12 protein-coding genes are annotated in these 15736 nt (G+C 66.9%); 6 read left to right on the top strand and 6 right to left on the bottom strand.

What is annotated here, in order from left to right; all coding sequences use genetic code 11:
• Nucleotides 1-12: 12 nt before the first annotated feature.
• Complete coding sequence (locus tag ACN675_RS18165) at nucleotides 13-1005, bottom strand: BMP family protein (protein ID WP_420752163.1); 993 nt, start codon at nucleotides 1003-1005, stop codon at nucleotides 13-15.
• Nucleotides 1006-1172: 167 nt separating this feature from the next.
• Between ACN675_RS18165 and ACN675_RS18160 the strand changes: the two genes are divergently transcribed.
• On the top strand, nucleotides 1173-1889 hold the full coding sequence (locus ACN675_RS18160) for a GntR family transcriptional regulator (protein ID WP_420752162.1): 717 nt from the start codon (nucleotides 1173-1175) through the stop codon (nucleotides 1887-1889).
• On the opposite strand, the gene zapE is transcribed toward ACN675_RS18160, so the two are convergent.
• A complete protein-coding gene (zapE, locus tag ACN675_RS18155; protein ID WP_420752161.1) occupies nucleotides 1858-2898 on the bottom strand; it encodes a cell division protein ZapE in 1041 nt (346 codons plus the stop codon). The two genes, ACN675_RS18160 and zapE, sit on opposite strands and share 32 nt — an antisense overlap.
• Before the next feature lie 47 nt (nucleotides 2899-2945).
• On the opposite strand from zapE, the gene ACN675_RS18150 reads away from it, so the two are divergent.
• Nucleotides 2946-3542 carry a TetR/AcrR family transcriptional regulator gene (locus ACN675_RS18150; protein ID WP_420752160.1) on the top strand — a complete coding sequence of 199 codons (597 nt, stop codon included), beginning with the start codon at nucleotides 2946-2948 and terminating at the stop codon, nucleotides 3540-3542.
• A gap of 66 nt (nucleotides 3543-3608) precedes the next feature.
• Here ACN675_RS18150 and ACN675_RS18145 read toward each other — a convergent pair whose 3' ends face one another.
• Nucleotides 3609-4169 carry a hypothetical protein gene (locus ACN675_RS18145; RefSeq protein ID WP_420752159.1) on the bottom strand — a complete coding sequence of 187 codons (561 nt, stop codon included), beginning with the start codon at nucleotides 4167-4169 and terminating at the stop codon, nucleotides 3609-3611.
• A 550-nt stretch (nucleotides 4170-4719) separates the two neighbouring features.
• Here ACN675_RS18145 and ACN675_RS18140 point away from each other — a divergent pair.
• Nucleotides 4720-7977, top strand: coding sequence for a protein kinase domain-containing protein (locus ACN675_RS18140; protein ID WP_420752158.1), 3258 nt, complete (start codon nucleotides 4720-4722; stop codon nucleotides 7975-7977).
• 735 nt (nucleotides 7978-8712) lie between these two features.
• Here the strand turns inward: ACN675_RS18140 and ACN675_RS18135 are convergent.
• Complete coding sequence (locus ACN675_RS18135; protein ID WP_420752157.1) at nucleotides 8713-9948, bottom strand: PucR family transcriptional regulator; 1236 nt, start codon at nucleotides 9946-9948, stop codon at nucleotides 8713-8715.
• A gap of 113 nt (nucleotides 9949-10061) precedes the next feature.
• Here ACN675_RS18135 and ACN675_RS18130 point away from each other — a divergent pair, with 113 nt between their 5' ends.
• Together ACN675_RS18130 and ACN675_RS18125 are read left to right on the top strand one after the other, a co-directional pair.
• Nucleotides 10062-11561 (top strand): flavin-containing monooxygenase, encoded by a 1500-nt coding sequence (locus ACN675_RS18130; protein WP_420752156.1) that lies wholly within the window; start codon nucleotides 10062-10064, stop codon nucleotides 11559-11561.
• An 11-nt stretch (nucleotides 11562-11572) separates the two neighbouring features.
• Nucleotides 11573-12499 (top strand): alpha/beta hydrolase, encoded by a 927-nt coding sequence (locus ACN675_RS18125; RefSeq protein ID WP_420752155.1) that lies wholly within the window; start codon nucleotides 11573-11575, stop codon nucleotides 12497-12499.
• Here the strand turns inward: ACN675_RS18125 and ACN675_RS18120 are convergent.
• Nucleotides 12494-13900 carry a bifunctional lysylphosphatidylglycerol flippase/synthetase MprF gene (locus tag ACN675_RS18120; protein ID WP_420752154.1) on the bottom strand — a complete coding sequence of 469 codons (1407 nt, stop codon included), beginning with the start codon at nucleotides 13898-13900 and terminating at the stop codon, nucleotides 12494-12496. The genes ACN675_RS18125 and ACN675_RS18120 overlap by 6 nt on opposite strands.
• A gap of 195 nt (nucleotides 13901-14095) precedes the next feature.
• Here ACN675_RS18120 and ACN675_RS18115 point away from each other — a divergent pair, with 195 nt between their 5' ends.
• Nucleotides 14096-14437, top strand: a complete 342-nt coding sequence (locus ACN675_RS18115; RefSeq protein WP_420752153.1) for a hypothetical protein — start codon at nucleotides 14096-14098, stop codon at nucleotides 14435-14437.
• A gap of 72 nt (nucleotides 14438-14509) precedes the next feature.
• Here the strand turns inward: ACN675_RS18115 and ACN675_RS18110 are convergent.
• Nucleotides 14510-15736 (bottom strand): Hsp70 family protein (locus ACN675_RS18110; protein ID WP_420752152.1); only part of this gene is annotated, 1227 nt, incomplete at its 5' end.

Raw genomic sequence — 15736 nt, 5'->3', positions numbered from 1 at the left:
GGCTTCCGCCCGTCAGTAGGGCTGGACCGCGCCCGCGACGATCGCTGCCTCCGCATCGGACAAGGCCCCGACGACAGCCGGATCGGTCGAGCACACGATGAACTCGCTGCCGCCCTTGTCGGTCGTCACGCCGAACGGAACCTGCGCGGCCGTCCACGTGCCGTCGAGCACCGAGGACACCGCATACTCGATTTCGGTGCCGATATCGGTGCGCACGAAACCGGCGTAGACGGCGTTCGCGCAGTCGCCCGGGATGGGTCCGCCGTTGAATCGGTTGCCCGATTCCCTCGCGGCCTGCTCGATGCCCTGCTTGCCGAGGTTGACGATCTGACCGAGTACGTCGGCACCACCGGCATAGACGGCACCGGCGGCCTGCTTGGCCTTGGCCGGGTCGTTGAAGTCACCGACGTACTGCGGTGCGAGGACCTTGACGTCCGGCCGGACGAACCGAGCGCCGTTGCCGAATGCGCTGGCGGCGTTCACGATCGCCGGCAGCTCCACCCCGCCGACGAACCCGACCGTCCCGTTCTTCGACGACATCGCGGCGACGGCACCGGACAGGAATTCGGCCTCGGCCTGCTGCGGGTCGTAGTACGCCAGGTTCGGCAACGGTTCGGCGTCGGCGGGCCCGCCGATCTCCACGAACTTGACGTCGGGGAACTGCGGGGCGACCGCGCGCAGGTCGGCGTCGGTCTGCCCACCGACCGAGATCACCAGATCGTTCTGCGAGGCGAAGCGCTGCAGCGCCTGCTGATAGTCGGCGGCGGCGACCTGCTCGACATAACTGACGTCGATCCTGTCCCCGTATTCGGCCTGGATGCGTTCCACGCCCGCGAATCCCGACTGCATGAATCCCGTGTCGTTGATCGATCCGGGCAGGAAGACGCCGACGGACAGGACTCCGTCGGACGAGTCCGCATCAGAAGTTCCGCACGCGCTCAGTCCCACTGTCAGAAGACCAGCGGCTGCGACGGACATGACCTTGGTGGCGGTGGTGACCTTCATAGGGCTTCTCCCGATTCATCGATACCGATTAGCGGTATACCGTTACGAGAAGCGTGGGGGCGATCCATTTCCGTCAGGTTTCCCGAGGGTAAGGATTCCATTACTGGTATACCGCTATTTTTCGGTGTCTATGCTGGTGACAGGCACGAAGAGGAAAGAGGTCGAACGTGACAACCGCAGTGGACGAAGCAGGTCGGAAGTCGCTACGGGACGTCGCCTATGACGAACTACGCTCCCGCATCATCGGCCTGGACCTCGCGCCGGGTACCCGTCTGATCGAGCGCGATCTTGCCGAGGAGCTGGCCGTCTCGCGCATTCCGCTGCGCGAAGCGATGCAGCGATTGGAACGGGACGGGCTGGTCGTCGTGGTGCCGCGCCAGGGCGCGATCGTCTCGCCGTTCACCGTCGACGACGTCCGGGACCTCTTCGACGTCCGCGAGAATCTCGAGGTTCTCGCCGCGCGACTGGCCGCCGAACGCGCCGACGAGGAGGGCCTGGCAGCTCTTGCCGCTCAACTGGATACAGCACGCGACGCGACGGAACGAGGTGACAAGGCGGCCATCGCCGCGGCGAACGCGAAGTTCCACGCCCTCATCGTCGATCTCGCTGCCAACCCGTTGCTCGAGTCGATCCTGCAACCGCTGGAAGCCCGGACACAGTGGCTGTTCCATCTGACCAAGGAGCGCGACGCCACCGTCCAGTGCCGCGAGCACGAGGAGCTGCTGGCCGCCATCGCAGACCACGACCCCGACCGTGCGGCCGAATCCGCTTTCCATCACGTGCATTCCGGGCGTGAGGCCAGCATGAGAATGGCTGCCCAATGGTCCGACGTCGACATCGACCCGGTACACCTCACCAAGGGACGTCGACGCGGCGGCTCGTGAGTTCGCCGAGCTGGCCGAGCCGGCTCCGGATTCGTTCGATGTCGACGGGTAACCGGCCGCTGCCGGCGAATGCGTCCAGCGGCGTGGTCGCGAGGAAAACGGTGGTGATGTCGCAGTCGTACAGCACGTCGACCACGTTGGCGAAGCGTTGCGCCGGCTCACGTCCGACGCCTCGAAGGTCGGGCACTCCGCTGACGACCCAGGCGCTGAATTGTCGTGCGAGAGCGAGGTAGTCGACCGGAGCCGTGGTGTTCTCGCACAGGTCGGCGAAGTCGACCCAGAGGCACCCCTCCGCTGCGCGCAGGGCAGGGACGGGATGCCCGGCCGGGGCGAGGACTGTGCGTTCGTCGGGAGTCGGCGAGTGCAGTCCCAGGCGGTCTCTCTGCTCCTGCGTGCCGGGGCTGACCCACCATCCGGCGGCGAAACCGGCCTCGTGACCGGAGACGGTGCGGTAGTCCACAGGCCCGTCGACGGTGACGACGGTGAAGAACTGCTCGATCATCTCGATCGAGGGAATGAAGTCGTCGTGGAACAGCGGGTTGGGCATCAGGGATCGAGGCGCGTAGTTCGAAGTCAGGATCACCCGGATCTGCCGATCGAGAAGAGCAGGCAGGAGACGGGCGATGAACTTGCCGTCCGCGGGGTCGTGGACGTGGAACTCGTCGAAGCACACGAGATCCACACCGACCAACAGCTCGTCCAGAGCGGCAGCAAGGTTGTTGCCGTGCCGTCGGATGCCCAGATGCAGGTCGCGGAAGAACTCGTGGAAGTGAACCCGCATCTTCCGGTCGGTCGGCAGCGCGGCGAAATACGTCGCCATCAGCCAGCTCTTGCCCCGCCCGACGGGACCCCACAGATACAGATTCCGATCGCCGGCGGCGAGGACCGCCGCGGTCTCGAGCTGTGATTCGTCGAGGGTGAATCCCAGATCTTGTGCAGCGGTATCGAATGCAGCGCCGTCTATGCGCAGTGAACGACGAGGCGGTGACGCTCTGCGAGTCCGACGCATGGCTCGAAACTCTAGCATCGTAGAGTCTCGGTGGAATGGAGGTGGATATGGCTGAACGTCGCTCCCGTCGAGAGCTGATCTGCGAGGCCGCGCTGGACCTGGCTGCCGAAGGCGGCAACCATGCGCTCACGCACCAGGGCATCGATGCACGCCTCGGTCTGGCCAGGGGCTCGACGTCGTACTACTACCGAACCCGTCACGCACTGGTGTCGGCCGCGATCGCGCACCTGGCGCGCCGATCCCGCGAACACTTCGAGAGTGCCGCGTCCACCGTCCGGCCGCCCACCGTCGAAGCGGCCGGGAACCTGATCGCGGACCAGCTCGAAACGCTGGTGACGGACCGACGCAGGGACGTCCTCGCCCGATACGCGCTCGTCGTCGACGCGGCCGCCGACGACGAGCTCAGGGCAGGTCTGGCGTCGTGCCTGTTCTCGCTTCCCGCCGCAATCGCACTGATGGGTGCCCTCGGTGCATCCGAACCCCCGGGCGCTGCGCGTGACCTCATCAGCCTGCTCGAAGGGATGGTGTTCGATTTCTCCTTCGGGACAAGGGTTCTCGCACCGGGTGATTCGTTCGCCGAGCATCGAGAGTCGACGCGGACCACGATCTGCCTGTGGATAGGCACTCTCGTCACGAGCCGATGACATCGGTGCTCGCGGGTCACTCGCTCGTGCGGTTCGGCCTGGAGCCGATAGAAGAAGCCCGTCTCATCAGGGCATCATCGAGGTCACGGCCCCCATGAAGATCGTCGTCAGGGAAAGGGCCCCGGTACCGAACGCGGACGCAAGCGCATAGCCGACGAGCAGTTTCTCCACCGACGGGACGGGAGGCTCCACCGTCTTGTGCAGCACCTTCTTCGGAAGAGCCCAGAACACCTCGACAGTGCCGTCCGCGCGAACGGTGAACTCGCCGAATTCCTTCTCGATCTCGTGGGGTTTCCCGTTCAGATAGATGGTCGCCTCGATGTCCTTGGGACGCAAGCTCACGAATCGGCCGTCGAACTCGGCCACGATGCGGAAGGTGCGTTTGAGCAACCGGCCACTACCGATCCTCAACTTCAGTTCGCGACCGTTCACGCGGGCGGAGACGGCTGCGGCGTCGCGGGTGCCGAGGGGGCATTTATGGGTCCGAGGGCCGATCCGCTCGATGGTGACCGAATTGCTTTCGTCGGACTCGAGAAACGTCCTCACGCTGTTCTCGGATCGCTCGATTATCACCGTTCCGGAGATCAGCGTGTCGGCTGCGGTGCGTTCAGGACCTGTCGGTGTCATCTTCTGTCCTCACATTTCCTGCCGATGACGGCGAACTCCGACGGCGTTGTGGTGTAACAGGATCGAACTCGAGAGTGCAGCGCCGTGGGAGGCACCCCGCGGTGTGGCCGGCGCGCGGGCCATCACCGAGCGGCGCAGTTGCACGGTCCGATTCCGGGTGCCCGACAGTGCGCAGGAAACGAAGTGGCTTGTCTTCGCTGTCGTTGCGAGAGAAGACATCTCGATCCACTGGTACCGTGTGAGAAGCGCCCTCTGTGGTGCGAGTTGCGCCCGCCGTGGGAAGCGGACTCCACCGTCTATATGGCGAATGCTGCGGTGCGCCCGGACCCGGAAGGGGACATCGAGTTACCTGCTCGAGACGAAGATGCTCCGGAACCTCGCCCGAACGTCCTGGAGATCGATCCCCGATACCCCAGGTGTGGCCCGGCAACGCGGCCGGACCCCAGACCGGCAAGTCCCTGCCCGGTGCTCCGGCCCGACGTAAGCTCGAGAACGGGCGGAAATCCGAACCGTGCAGAGCTGCCCTCGGAGGTCAGGACCGAAGTAGACGATGGCCGATACAGATCCCTTCGCGACGCAACGTGGCGTGGCCGGAACGGTCTCCGCGGAGCTGGAGGACGTCGGTTTCGAGGATCCGCAGGAGGTCGGTCGCGGCGGGTTCGGCGTGGTCTACCGGTGCACTCAGCCCTCGCTGGACCGCGTCGTCGCGGTGAAGGTCCTCACGGCCGATCTGGACGAGGACAACCGCGCCCGATTCCTACGTGAGCAGCGCGCCGCCGGCCGGTTGACCGGTCACCCCAACATTGTCAACATCCTGCAGGCCGGTATCACCGCCAACGGCCGGCCCTTCATCGTGATGCCCTTCGAGTCCCAGGGCTCGCTCGAGACGCGGATTCGTCGACAGGGCCCGCTCCCACTGGAGGATGTCCTGCGGATCGGGGTCAAGATGGCCGGCGCGCTCCAGGCAGCCCACGCCGTCGGCATCATTCATCGCGATGTGAAGCCGGCGAACATCCTGTTCACGGACTACGGAGAGCCGGCGTTGACGGACTTCGGGATCGCTCACGTCGCGGGTGAGTTCCAGACGGCCGTCGGGGTGCTCACGGGTTCGCCGGCGTTCACTGCACCGGAGGTGTTCAACGGTGCGCCACCGAGCACCGCCTCCGACGTCTACGGGCTCGGGGCCACCCTGTTCGCCGCGGCCACCGGTCATGCCGCGTTCGAACGACGCAGCGGTGAGCAGGTGGTGGCGCAGTTCGTGCGGATCGCCACGGAGCCGGTCCCGGATCCTCGTGACCACGGGGTCGCCGCCGATGTCAGTGCTCTGATCGGGGCCGCCATGGCCGGCGACCCGGACGACCGCCCGTCCGTGGTCGAGTTGGGGGACAGGCTTCGCGAGGCGCAACGATCACACGGATTCTTCGTGGACGACATGACCGCGAGCGCGGGTGCCGGAGCTCCTGCCCGCGTCTCGAGCACGGCGGGAGAGGCCACCCGGCCCCCGACGGCGCAGACCGGACGCACGAGAGACCTTCCGCTGGAGCTGACGAGCTTCGTCGACCGCCGCGAGGAGCTGGGGAAGGCCAAGAACCTTCTGGCGACCGCCCGTCTGGTGACGCTGGTCGGGGTCGGCGGGGTAGGGAAGACCCGTCTCGCGCTGAGAATCGCCCATCAGATGCGCGCCGCCTTCGCCGACGGTGTGTTCCTCGTCGAACTGGCTGAGCTGCACGACGAATCCCTCCTGGTCGACGTGGTCGCGGGTGCGATCGGCTTGCGCGATCAGTCGACCACACCGCTGGCGGTGGTCCTGGAGAACTACCTCGCGAAGCGGGAGGTGCTGCTCGTCCTCGACAACTGTGAACATCTGATCGACGCCGTCGCGCATCTCACGGAGTCGCTGCTGCGCGCCGGACCGGGATTGCGGATCCTCGCGACCAGTCGTGAGCGGATCGGCATCGGCGGCGAGGTGGTGCTGCCGCTGGCGCCGCTGCCGGTCCCCGATCTCGAGAATCTCTCGGCAAGAGGACACCGCAACGACGCGATGACGCTGTTCGTCGAGCGGGCAGCCGCGGCGGTGCCCGGCTTCGTGGCCGGAGATGACGACGCGGCCACCATCGCCAAGATCTGCCGTCGTCTCGAAGGCCTGCCGCTGTCGATCGAACTCGCCGCCGCCGGGCTGCGGGCGATATCGCCGGAGCAGGTGTTGCAGCGGCTCAGCGACCGCTACGCGCTGCTCACCCGGGGTAGCAGGGATGCGCCCGAGCGACAACAGACGCTGAGGATGTGCGTCGACTGGAGTTACGAACTGTGCACACCGCTGGAACAGCGGATGTGGGCGCGTCTGTCGGTGTTCGTCGGAGGGTTCGAACTCGATGCCGCCGAGCACATCTGCGGCTCGGAGTTCTCCGCAGAGGATGTCTTCGACGCGGTGTCCAACCTCGTCGACAAGTCGATCCTGATCCGCGAGCAGTCCGGCCCGGTCGCGCGGTTCCGGATGCTCGAGACGATCCGGGAGTACGGACAGGAGAAGGCATCCGAGACAGGTGATCACGCGGATCTGCGGCGGGCGTACCGCGAGTGGTACGAGCAGCTGGTGCGGGACGCGGAGGCCGACTGGATCGGCCCGCGACAGCTCGACTGGATGAAGCGGCTCACCACCGAACTGGCGAACATACGGCAGGCGCTGGACTTCTGTGCCTCCGACGACCCCGAGGCCGGGGTCCGGATGGCGGGGGCGTTGTTCCCCTATTGGTTCTCACGGAGTCTCATCGGCGAGTGCGGTCGCTGGTGTCACCGGATGCTGGAACAAGCGGTGGCGAAGCCGAGCGTCGACCGGGCGAAGGCGGCATTCGTGGAAAGCGCGATGGCCGGGCTGCAGGGCAACTCGGAGGCTTCGGCGATCGTGATGCGGAACGAGCGCGCGCTGGCAGAAGGGACGACGGACCCCCTGCTGCTGGCGTATCTCGATCTCGGCGACGCCTACGGCACGCTGTTCGCCGGCGACCTTCGGCGCACGTGCGAATGGTTCGAAGGCGCTCTGTCGACCTTCACCGATCTGAACGACGTTCTGTACCAGGTTGTTCCGCGCATCGGCATGGGACTGGCCTACGAAATCGTCGGTCGGACCGACCTGGCGATCAGCTGCTACGAGCGCGGCCTCGAGATCACCGAGGCCCGCGGTGAGTCCGTGCACAGATCGTACGCGCAATGGGCACTGGCGGTCGTGGTGTGGCGTCAGGGTGACCGCGACCGCGCCGAACAGCTTCTACGGCAATCACTTCGGATTGCGCGCAAGTACACGCCGCGACTCAACATCAGTCTGGTCCTTCAGGCGCTCTCCTGGATCGCCATGGCGGATCGCGATGCCGAACGCGCCGTGGTCCTGGCCGCGGCCGCCGACTACCTGAGCCAGTCGATCGGAAGTCCGTCCGTGGTCGTGCCCGGCCTTGCCGAGAACCACGAGATGACCCAGCGTGCCGCGCGTGATGCGCTGAGCTCGAGGGCGTTCGAGGCTGCCCGCCGGAAGGGTGAAGCGCTCGGCGTCACGGGCGCGGTCGCGTATGCGCTCGAGGAGGACTCCGGCGGATCCGGGTCGAAGGCTCCCCTCGCAAGTGTCCCGACGAAGCGGGAACTCGAGGTTGCCGGTCTGGTCGCCGAGGGCCTGACGAACAGGGAGATCGCGGAGCGTCTGACGATCTCGCTCCGTACCGCGCAGGGGCACGTCGAGCGTCTTCTGGGGAAGCTCGGATTCACCAGACGTTCCCAGATTGCGGTGTGGTTCACCGAGCAACGCGACGCGGGCGAGTGAGCCGAAATTTTCCGGCGACACGAACGCGTGTTCGAGTTGACCCTCGACCCCGCCCATGGGACCATCCCTGCACCGGCCTGAAAACAGGTCGACCCCGGAAGGTGCTACCAACACCGACCGGGGTCTGGGCACACGACAGATAGGCACTGTCATCCACCGTACGGTGGATTCTATCCACACGCCCCGCAGAGGCGTGCACGAGCAACGAGCCGCGAGCGCCTTCCGCGCCGGCCCGCACATCACCTGGCCCCCGGGTTCACATCCGACGTCCTGACCACGCAGCCCCTCGATCCCGCGACCCGCGGTCCGTTCGAGGGGCTCGAGGTGTTTTCCGTCTGCCTCGGTGTGGGCACGGGCCGTTCCGGTAACCGTGGTGCATCGGGCGGGCGTCGTCGCTCGTCTCCCAGAGTCCGACGTCAGCGCATCGACGCTGCGAACCGGGTGCCATTCCCGTGGTTCGAAACCGACTGGGCACCAGTAACCCTCGTCTCCACAGCTGGTGGTGGAGCACCCGATCGTGCGGGTCGACACGAACGACCGGGTCCAGTACCTGCCGCACGTCCGCCACGACGTGGGGCTACGAGTGCTGGCCGAGACGGTCTATCGGGGCATGGCGACCGGGCAGCGTTGGGGAAGGGGCCGAAGCAAGCTCAGGGACCCGAAGGGTCTCCGATCGGTCGGGGACAGCCGCCCGCAGGGCGTCCGTCGATCTCCGGTTGTTCGAGCTCGGCCTGCTCACTGCAGAATTCGGGGACCGAGCTGGTGGGTGAGTTCGAGAGCCAGCATGAGTGCCAGTCGGTGTTCGCCGGGGTGGTGGCCGAGCAGTTCGGTTGCGCGGGCAACTCGTTGCAGGACGGTGTTGCGATGCGTGTGCAGGCGAACCGCCGCGCGCGGGGCGTTGTCGGCTTCTTCGAGGTAGATGCGCAGGGTCTCGCGCAGACGGGCGGCCGCAGGCGTGTCCGCCGCCAGTGGTCCGAGCGTACTGGTGACGAATTCCTTTGCGCGGTCGGGATCCTGGGCGGTCAACGCGGTGACTTCCAGGTCCCGGTACAGCGCGAGCCGGGTGCCGCCGGAATGGCCGGCCAGCAGGCGCTGGATGGACACCGCGGCGGCATGGGATCGGCGGAACCCGGTGATGCCGGGCCGGGTGGGGCCCACCGCGACCCGGATGTGGGATTGAGCCTGCGCGAGGGCATTTCGCATCGCGTCGTACGAGATGTCGGACTCGGTACCCAGCCACGCCCACAGGGTGGAGGTTCCGGCGGGGAGGGTGAGGGGACCGCGAGCACCGACGGCACGCGCCAGGATGGTGGCAGCCGACTCCAGAGCTCCTTGGACTTCGCCGACCGGTTGGGACCACAGCACCAGCGCGGTATGGCGACGGGAGAGGTCGTAGCCGAGTCGTTCGCCCGCCCGGGAACCGTCGATCGGTGCACCGTCGAGGATCAGCCGGACGGTCTCGGTGCGGCGTGCGAGAGCGCCCCCGAGTACCTGCTCCCGCTCCCGTTGCGCTTCGGCGAGGACGCAGGCCACGACGTGGTCGACGTACTCGAACACGCGTTGCGAGGAGACGTTCAGCAGGTCCATCAGCAGAGGACTCGCCGGAACGAGCGCGGCGGCGAGTTTCATGTAACGCTGCCAGGCGACGTTCTGTCCGCGACGATAGCCCTGGAAGATCACGTCGAAGTCGATGCCGCGTCGGGCGACGGTGCGGGCGATGTCGAGCGCTTCGGGCGGGACGTCGATCGGTGCGGTTCCACCTTCCCGTCGGGTGAGGGTGGTGAGCAGACGCAGCGCGTTCGCGCGGTTGCTCGCCGACATGTCCGCTGCGATCGCGGGGTCTGCACCGAGTGTGGGGGTCAGGTCGAGCACGGCGGCGTCCATCGCCTCGACCAGCTGGTCGAGCTCGGCGAGCATCGCCTCGGCCACCTCACCCATCAGGTCGATGACCTCGGGGGATTCCCCGGTCATGAGCAAATTGTGCCAGCGCACATACCGAACCGGAAGGTCTGAGCGTAGGCACATTCCTCTCGGATGGATCCGGCCGTAACGTGAAGTGCATCACGTTCGACAAGGAGGAATCGATGAGGAGCACTCCCGCAGCGACGGTGAGCACCCACTTCGACGTATTGATCATCGGTGCCGGAATCTCGGGGATCGGCGCTGCCTGTCATCTGAAGATGCGCCGCCCGGGCACCTCGTTCGCGATTCTGGAGGGCCGCGACACGATCGGTGGAACCTGGAGTCTGTTCCGGTATCCGGGCATCCGCTCCGATTCGGACATGCCCAGTTTCGGTTTCGGCTTCAAGCCCTGGACGCATCGCAAGTCGATCGCCGACGGCCACATCATCATGGACTACCTGCAGGAGGCGGTCGCCGAAAACGGTGTGGCGGAAAACATCCGATTCGGCTATCGGGTACTCGGTGCGGAGTTCTCCTCCGCGGAGGGACTGTGGGCGGTGACGGCACGGCATTCCGCCACAGGCGAGCTGACCGAATTCACCGCGCGGTTCCTGTTCTCGGGAACCGGATACTACGACAACGAATCCGGATTCACCCCCGAGTTCGCCGGAGTCGAGGACTTCGCCGGGACAGTGGTCCATCCGCAGCACTGGCCCGAGGACCTGGACTACGCGGGCAAACGCGTGGTCGTGATCGGAAGCGGCGCAACGGCTGTGACCTTGATTCCCTCGATGGCGGCCGAAGCGGGCCACATCACCATGCTGCAACGCTCACCGAGCTATGTGCTCTCGCTCCCCGCCGAGGACGCGATCGCGAACACGTTGAACACGGTGCTCGGCCCCGAGCGTGCGTACCGAATCGTCCGGCGCAAGAACATCATGCTCAACCGCGGGATCTACAAGGCCTGCATGCGCGCCCCGAAGCTGATGCGCAAACTGTTGATCGCCAACGTGCGTCGCCAGTTGCCTCGGCACTTCGATGTCGACACCCACTTCACCCCGCAGTACAACCCGTGGGAGCAGCGGCTGTGCATGGTTCCCAACGGTGATCTGTTCAAGGCGATTTCGTCGGGTCAGGCATCGGTGGTCACCGACCGGATCGAACGATTCACCGAGACCGGAATCCGGCTGGAGTCGGGCCGGGAACTGGCCGCCGACATCATCGTCACGGCAACCGGACTGAACCTGTCGCCCTTGGGCAAGATCGCGCTCGTCGTCGACGGAAAGCCGGTGCATCTGCCGGACACCACCGTCTACAAGGCCATGATGCTCTCCGGGATTCCCAACTTCGCGTTCGCCATGGGGTACACGAACATTGCCTGGACGCTCAAGGTCGATCTGGTCTGCGAGCACTTCTGCCGCCTGCTCGACCACATGGATTCACAGGGGCACACCGTCGTCGAACCCGTACTCGACGATCCCGATATGGAACGGGTCCCCCTTCTCGACCTGAGTTCGGGCTACATCCAGCGCGGCGTGGCCGCGTTCCCGCGGGCAGGTACCAGTGGCCCGTGGACGGCCGAGATGGCCTACGAATCCGACGTCGAACGGCTGCGCGTGGGCCCGGTCGAGGATCCCGCGCTGAAATTCACCTCCGCTCGGTCGAGCGTGCTCGCAGGGTAGGGAGAAGGACGATGAGACACGAGCTGACGTTCCCGAGCCACGGGGTCACCTGCGCTGCCTGGCACATACCGGCGAGCACCGACACGTTTGCCGGTGAGGCGGGCCGTCCCTGCATCGTCCTCGGGCACGGCTTCGGCGGCACCCGCGACACCGGTCTGCTCGCCTTCGCCGAGGCCGTCACGGCCGCCGGTATCGACGCCTTCGTGTTCGACTACCGCGGCTTCGGCGCCTCCGCCGGGGAACCTCGTCAGGATGTCGCGTTCCGACGGCAGCGGCAGGACTACCACGCGGCCGTCGACACCGCACGTCACCTGCCCGGGGTCGATCCCGGCCGAATCGTGCTGTGGGGCACGTCCTACTCGGGCGGACACGTCGTCGCGGTCGCCGCTCAGGACCAGCGCGTCGCGGCGGTGGTGTCCATGAATCCGGCGACCGACGGGCTCGCCGCCCTCGTGCAGATCGCGCGCTACGCCGGGGTCGGCCAACTCGTCCGCGCCACAGGGCACGGATTGCGCGACGCGGCGCGCGCCCTCACCGGCCGGCCGGCCTATCACGTGCCCGTCGTCGCGCAGCCCGGGTCGACAGCGATCATCAGCACGCCGGGCGCCGAGGAGGCCTATCTCTCGATGGCCGGGCCCACCTGGCGCAACGAGGTCTGCGCACGCACCGGCCTGGAAGTCGGGCTGAACCGCCCGACCACCTACGCCTCCCGGCTGACGTGCCCGCTGCTGGTGCAGGTCGGCACCGATGATCGCGTCGCCCCGCCCGGCGCTGCGCGCCGCACCGCACACAAGGCCGGCAGGTGGGCGCAGCTGCGCGAGTACCCCGTCGACCACTTCGACTTCTACCAGGGCGAATGGCACCGGCAGGTAGTTGCCGACCAGCTCGAGTTCCTCACTCGCGTGCTCCGGCCCGAGAGGGTCGCTGTCTCCCTATGACAGCGTCCGCCGGCCTGCCGGCGTCGAACCGTGCCGGTTGCGGCCGCTGCGCCGAGAGTCGCGACGAGGACTGTGCTCGCGGTGGGGGACGAACTCCGACGCCAACATGGCGTACGCCGCGGGTACGACGTATCGGGGTCCGAACAGGACGTAGCGACGACCTGCGGCGGCATGGAACTTGTGCAGGTATCGGTACAGCGATTCGAGAGCGATCACCGAGCTGCCCAGCCGCAGCGTGGTGCGCAGCATCCGCTGTCGCACGCCGGTTCCGGTGTCGGAGAACAATCGGGGAAACGGGGCGAAGGCCAGAGACACCGACGTTCCACCCCGGCGGCGGACATGCTCGACGACATCGACGACCATCCGTTCGTCGGTGCCGTTGGGAGCCCGGGCGCTGCGCCACGGCACGTCCAGGCTCCACTCGTTTTTGTGGTGCGCGGTGCCGTATCGCTGGAAGCCGACCGGGCGACCGTGCCGGTCGCGCGCAACGACGATCATCATCCCCGGAAGCACACCGTCGAGCAGGTGATCGAGAATCATCGAGAATCCCCGGCGCTGATGTCCGCCGCGAGTCTCGGCGACGATCTCGAACAACTGCCCGCGCAGTGCCGCGGAAACGTCTCGCTCGGAGAGGATCTCGGTACTCACCCCCGCGTTCCGGCTCCTCTGCACCGCTTGCCGCAGATTCCGGAATCGCCGTCCGTCGAGCGAGAAGCGGGTCACGTCCACGACGACATCGCACCCGATGTCCACCGCGCGTAGCGGCGAGCGTCCGTCCACTCGGTTCTGCCACAACCGTGCCGTGTGCTCGCTCGCCGCGAGAACCGCCACCCGCCAGCCTCGTGCCTCGGCGAAGGTGGTGAATCGCGTCGGCAGGTTGCCGAATGCCCGCGCATCGCCGATCGGATCCCCGGAAACCACGGCGATGCCCGCGCGGGTTCGATAGGCGATCGCTGCGGTTCCGGAGGGGTCGAAGAAGTAGGACTTGGCGGAGTTCAGTGCGAACGGTGCCAGCGGATCGCCCGCGGTCCGTTGTACGAGAGCCTCGATGCGGGGGTATTCCTCGGGTTGCGGGACGCTGGGGACGGGCCACACGAGCACCCACCCGGACACCACGACCAGGACGAACCCGAGGTGTGGACGCCCGTCGGCATATCCGAGGCATGCCAGGAGCAGACACACGATCGCGGCGGTCACGTGCGTCGCAGTCAGCGGGCGGTGCAGAATCGCCCCACGTGCGGTGAGTCCCACCGCGATGACCACGGCGACCACCCATCCGGTGCCGGTCTCCGATCGGGATGCCGAGACGCCGAACGCGACGATTCCGAGCAGGTAGACGCCCAGCCCGGTGTGCTGGGCTGTCCTCTCCGCCCACGAGGCGGTCGGTTGCAGCGTCGTCACGAGTACTGCCTCGAAGTCCGGCTTCGGTGAAACGGGAACCGCTCGATGATCTCCACGGTAGCCGTCCGCGCCGCGACCCTCGGCGAGTCGGCGACCTGTCCCGTCTCAACCCGCCTCGGAACGTAACGGTCGGTCTGTACTCTCGATTGTCAGTACGCAGGGGTTGCCGACTCGACGGAAAGACGAGGACTTCTCATGCTCACTCGAACCCTGGCTGTTGCTGCGCTGGTCGTCGGAAGTGCTCTGATGGCGGCGACGGGTGCGTCGGCTGCCCCGGAGGACGACCCGTACGGCTTCAACGCGGTTCGCGATCGGACCGACTATTTCGTCGCGCCCCTCGACCCCGGCGCACTGTTCGGTGAGAACAGCTACAAGCCGATCATCCTGAGCCCCTACGGCGCTACGCGGAAGATCGAGTGCCGCGGCGACGGGCACTACGTTCAGATCCACGAGTGCGTTCAGTACGACACGAACAATGTCGCGCACGAACTTCGGTTGATTCCCAACCCGTTCCGTCCGATCTACGTGTACTTCTGACCGGTGCTCCGCCGGTGTGTACTTGTGGCGGCCCTGACCGCCACAAAGGCACACCGGCGGCGGAGCCGCACGTCAGCCGAGGTAGCCGAGTTCCTTCAGCAGGGCCAGGCCCTGATCGGCCGACTTGGCGGAGAACTGCATGAGCAGCCCGCGCGACTTGTCGACCACCTCGAATATCACTGTGGAGCTGTTCGGGTCGTAGCCGACGATGCGGTTCCCGTCCGGCGAGTCGATCGTGGTGTAGGTAGCGGTCTTGTTGTCCCGCAACTGGATCAGGTGTGAACGCGCGTACTGGTCGTCCCGCCACGCGGTGACACCCAGGTACTCGTTGGCCTTCATGCCGATCGTCTTGCCGAGGTTCGAGTTCACGTTGATCAGGCAACGCACCTGCAGGGCCGAGCTGTCGGGTGCGAAGCCGGACTTCTCACACGCCGTCGACGACGTGATCAGTTTTGCCGGCAGCAGAGTGGTCACGTCGTCGGTGGATTCGCTGATGAACGTCGAATCCGCCGTGGCGGCCGGAGCGGAGCCGTCCAGCGGTTCGGTGCCGTTGATCACCACGGCGGCACCGGACTGCGGCGCGGCCGCGGCTGCGGAGCCCGTGTCCGGGCGGGCGACGAAGAAGAACGCACCGGCAGCGACGAGTACCGCGGCAACCGCCGCACCCGCGAGCGCCAACGGCGTGCGCGACTTTCGCGGCGCGGCAGCGGGAGCGGACGGCCGAGCGAAGGAGGCGCCGGGAATTCCGGGCGACGTCCGCGCGGGACCACCCGGTCCGGCCGGGCCACGCTCGAGCACCTCGGTGTCGCGCAACGGAATCGGGTCGGTGGCGCGTCCGCCGGCGACGAACCCGGCCGCGCCCTTGGCGACCACGGTTTTCGGGTCGTCGAGGGTGGCGATCGGGCCGAGTTCGGCCAGCCGCCGGTGCACATAGGGGATCCGGGAGGAGCCGCCGGTCAGGTACAGCGCCTGCAACCCGCCGCGGTCGACCCCGGCCTCGCGCAGCACGGTGGCGGCCAGCTGCACGCCGCGGCTGATCTGCGGTTCGATCAGCTGCTCGAACTCCTCCCGGGTGAGGGTGAGGGTGAGGTCGGCGCCGTGGCCGACCACCCGGATCGTCGCCGAGGGGGCGTCGGAGAGCAGTTCCTTGGCGCGGCGGATCTGATCGTCGAGGGTGCGGCGGGTATCGAGCCCGGCGGGGCTGCGCAGCCACGCCACCAGCTCCGGGTTCTCGTCGGCCAGGTGCTGCTCGACCCAGCGGCCGACGGTGGCGTCGAGGTTCTTGCCGCCCAGGGCGTT

This window comes from Rhodococcus sp. O3 (assembly GCF_048897285.1).
GTDB lineage: Bacteria > Actinomycetota > Actinomycetes > Mycobacteriales > Mycobacteriaceae > Rhodococcus.
The sequence above is the reverse complement of the archived record's forward strand: the minus strand, read 5'-3'. Positions and strand labels throughout refer to the sequence as shown.

What these genes read in the sequence shown, in the direction of transcription:
- ACN675_RS18165 (WP_420752163.1), bottom strand. Translation starts at nt 1,005, where the DNA reads ATGAAGGTCACCACCGCCACCAAGGTCATGTCCGTCGCAGCCGCTGGT.
- zapE (WP_420752161.1), bottom strand. Translation starts at nt 2,898, where the DNA reads ATGCGTCGGACTCGCAGAGCGTCACCGCCTCGTCGTTCACTGCGCATA.
- ACN675_RS18150 (WP_420752160.1), top strand. Translation starts at nt 2,946, where the DNA reads ATGGCTGAACGTCGCTCCCGTCGAGAGCTGATCTGCGAGGCCGCGCTG.
- ACN675_RS18145 (WP_420752159.1), bottom strand. Translation starts at nt 4,169, where the DNA reads ATGACACCGACAGGTCCTGAACGCACCGCAGCCGACACGCTGATCTCC.
- ACN675_RS18140 (WP_420752158.1), top strand. Translation starts at nt 4,720, where the DNA reads ATGGCCGATACAGATCCCTTCGCGACGCAACGTGGCGTGGCCGGAACG.
- ACN675_RS18135 (WP_420752157.1), bottom strand. Translation starts at nt 9,948, where the DNA reads ATGACCGGGGAATCCCCCGAGGTCATCGACCTGATGGGTGAGGTGGCC.
- ACN675_RS18130 (WP_420752156.1), top strand. Translation starts at nt 10,062, where the DNA reads ATGAGGAGCACTCCCGCAGCGACGGTGAGCACCCACTTCGACGTATTG.
- ACN675_RS18125 (WP_420752155.1), top strand. Translation starts at nt 11,573, where the DNA reads ATGAGACACGAGCTGACGTTCCCGAGCCACGGGGTCACCTGCGCTGCC.
- ACN675_RS18115 (WP_420752153.1), top strand. Translation starts at nt 14,096, where the DNA reads ATGCTCACTCGAACCCTGGCTGTTGCTGCGCTGGTCGTCGGAAGTGCT.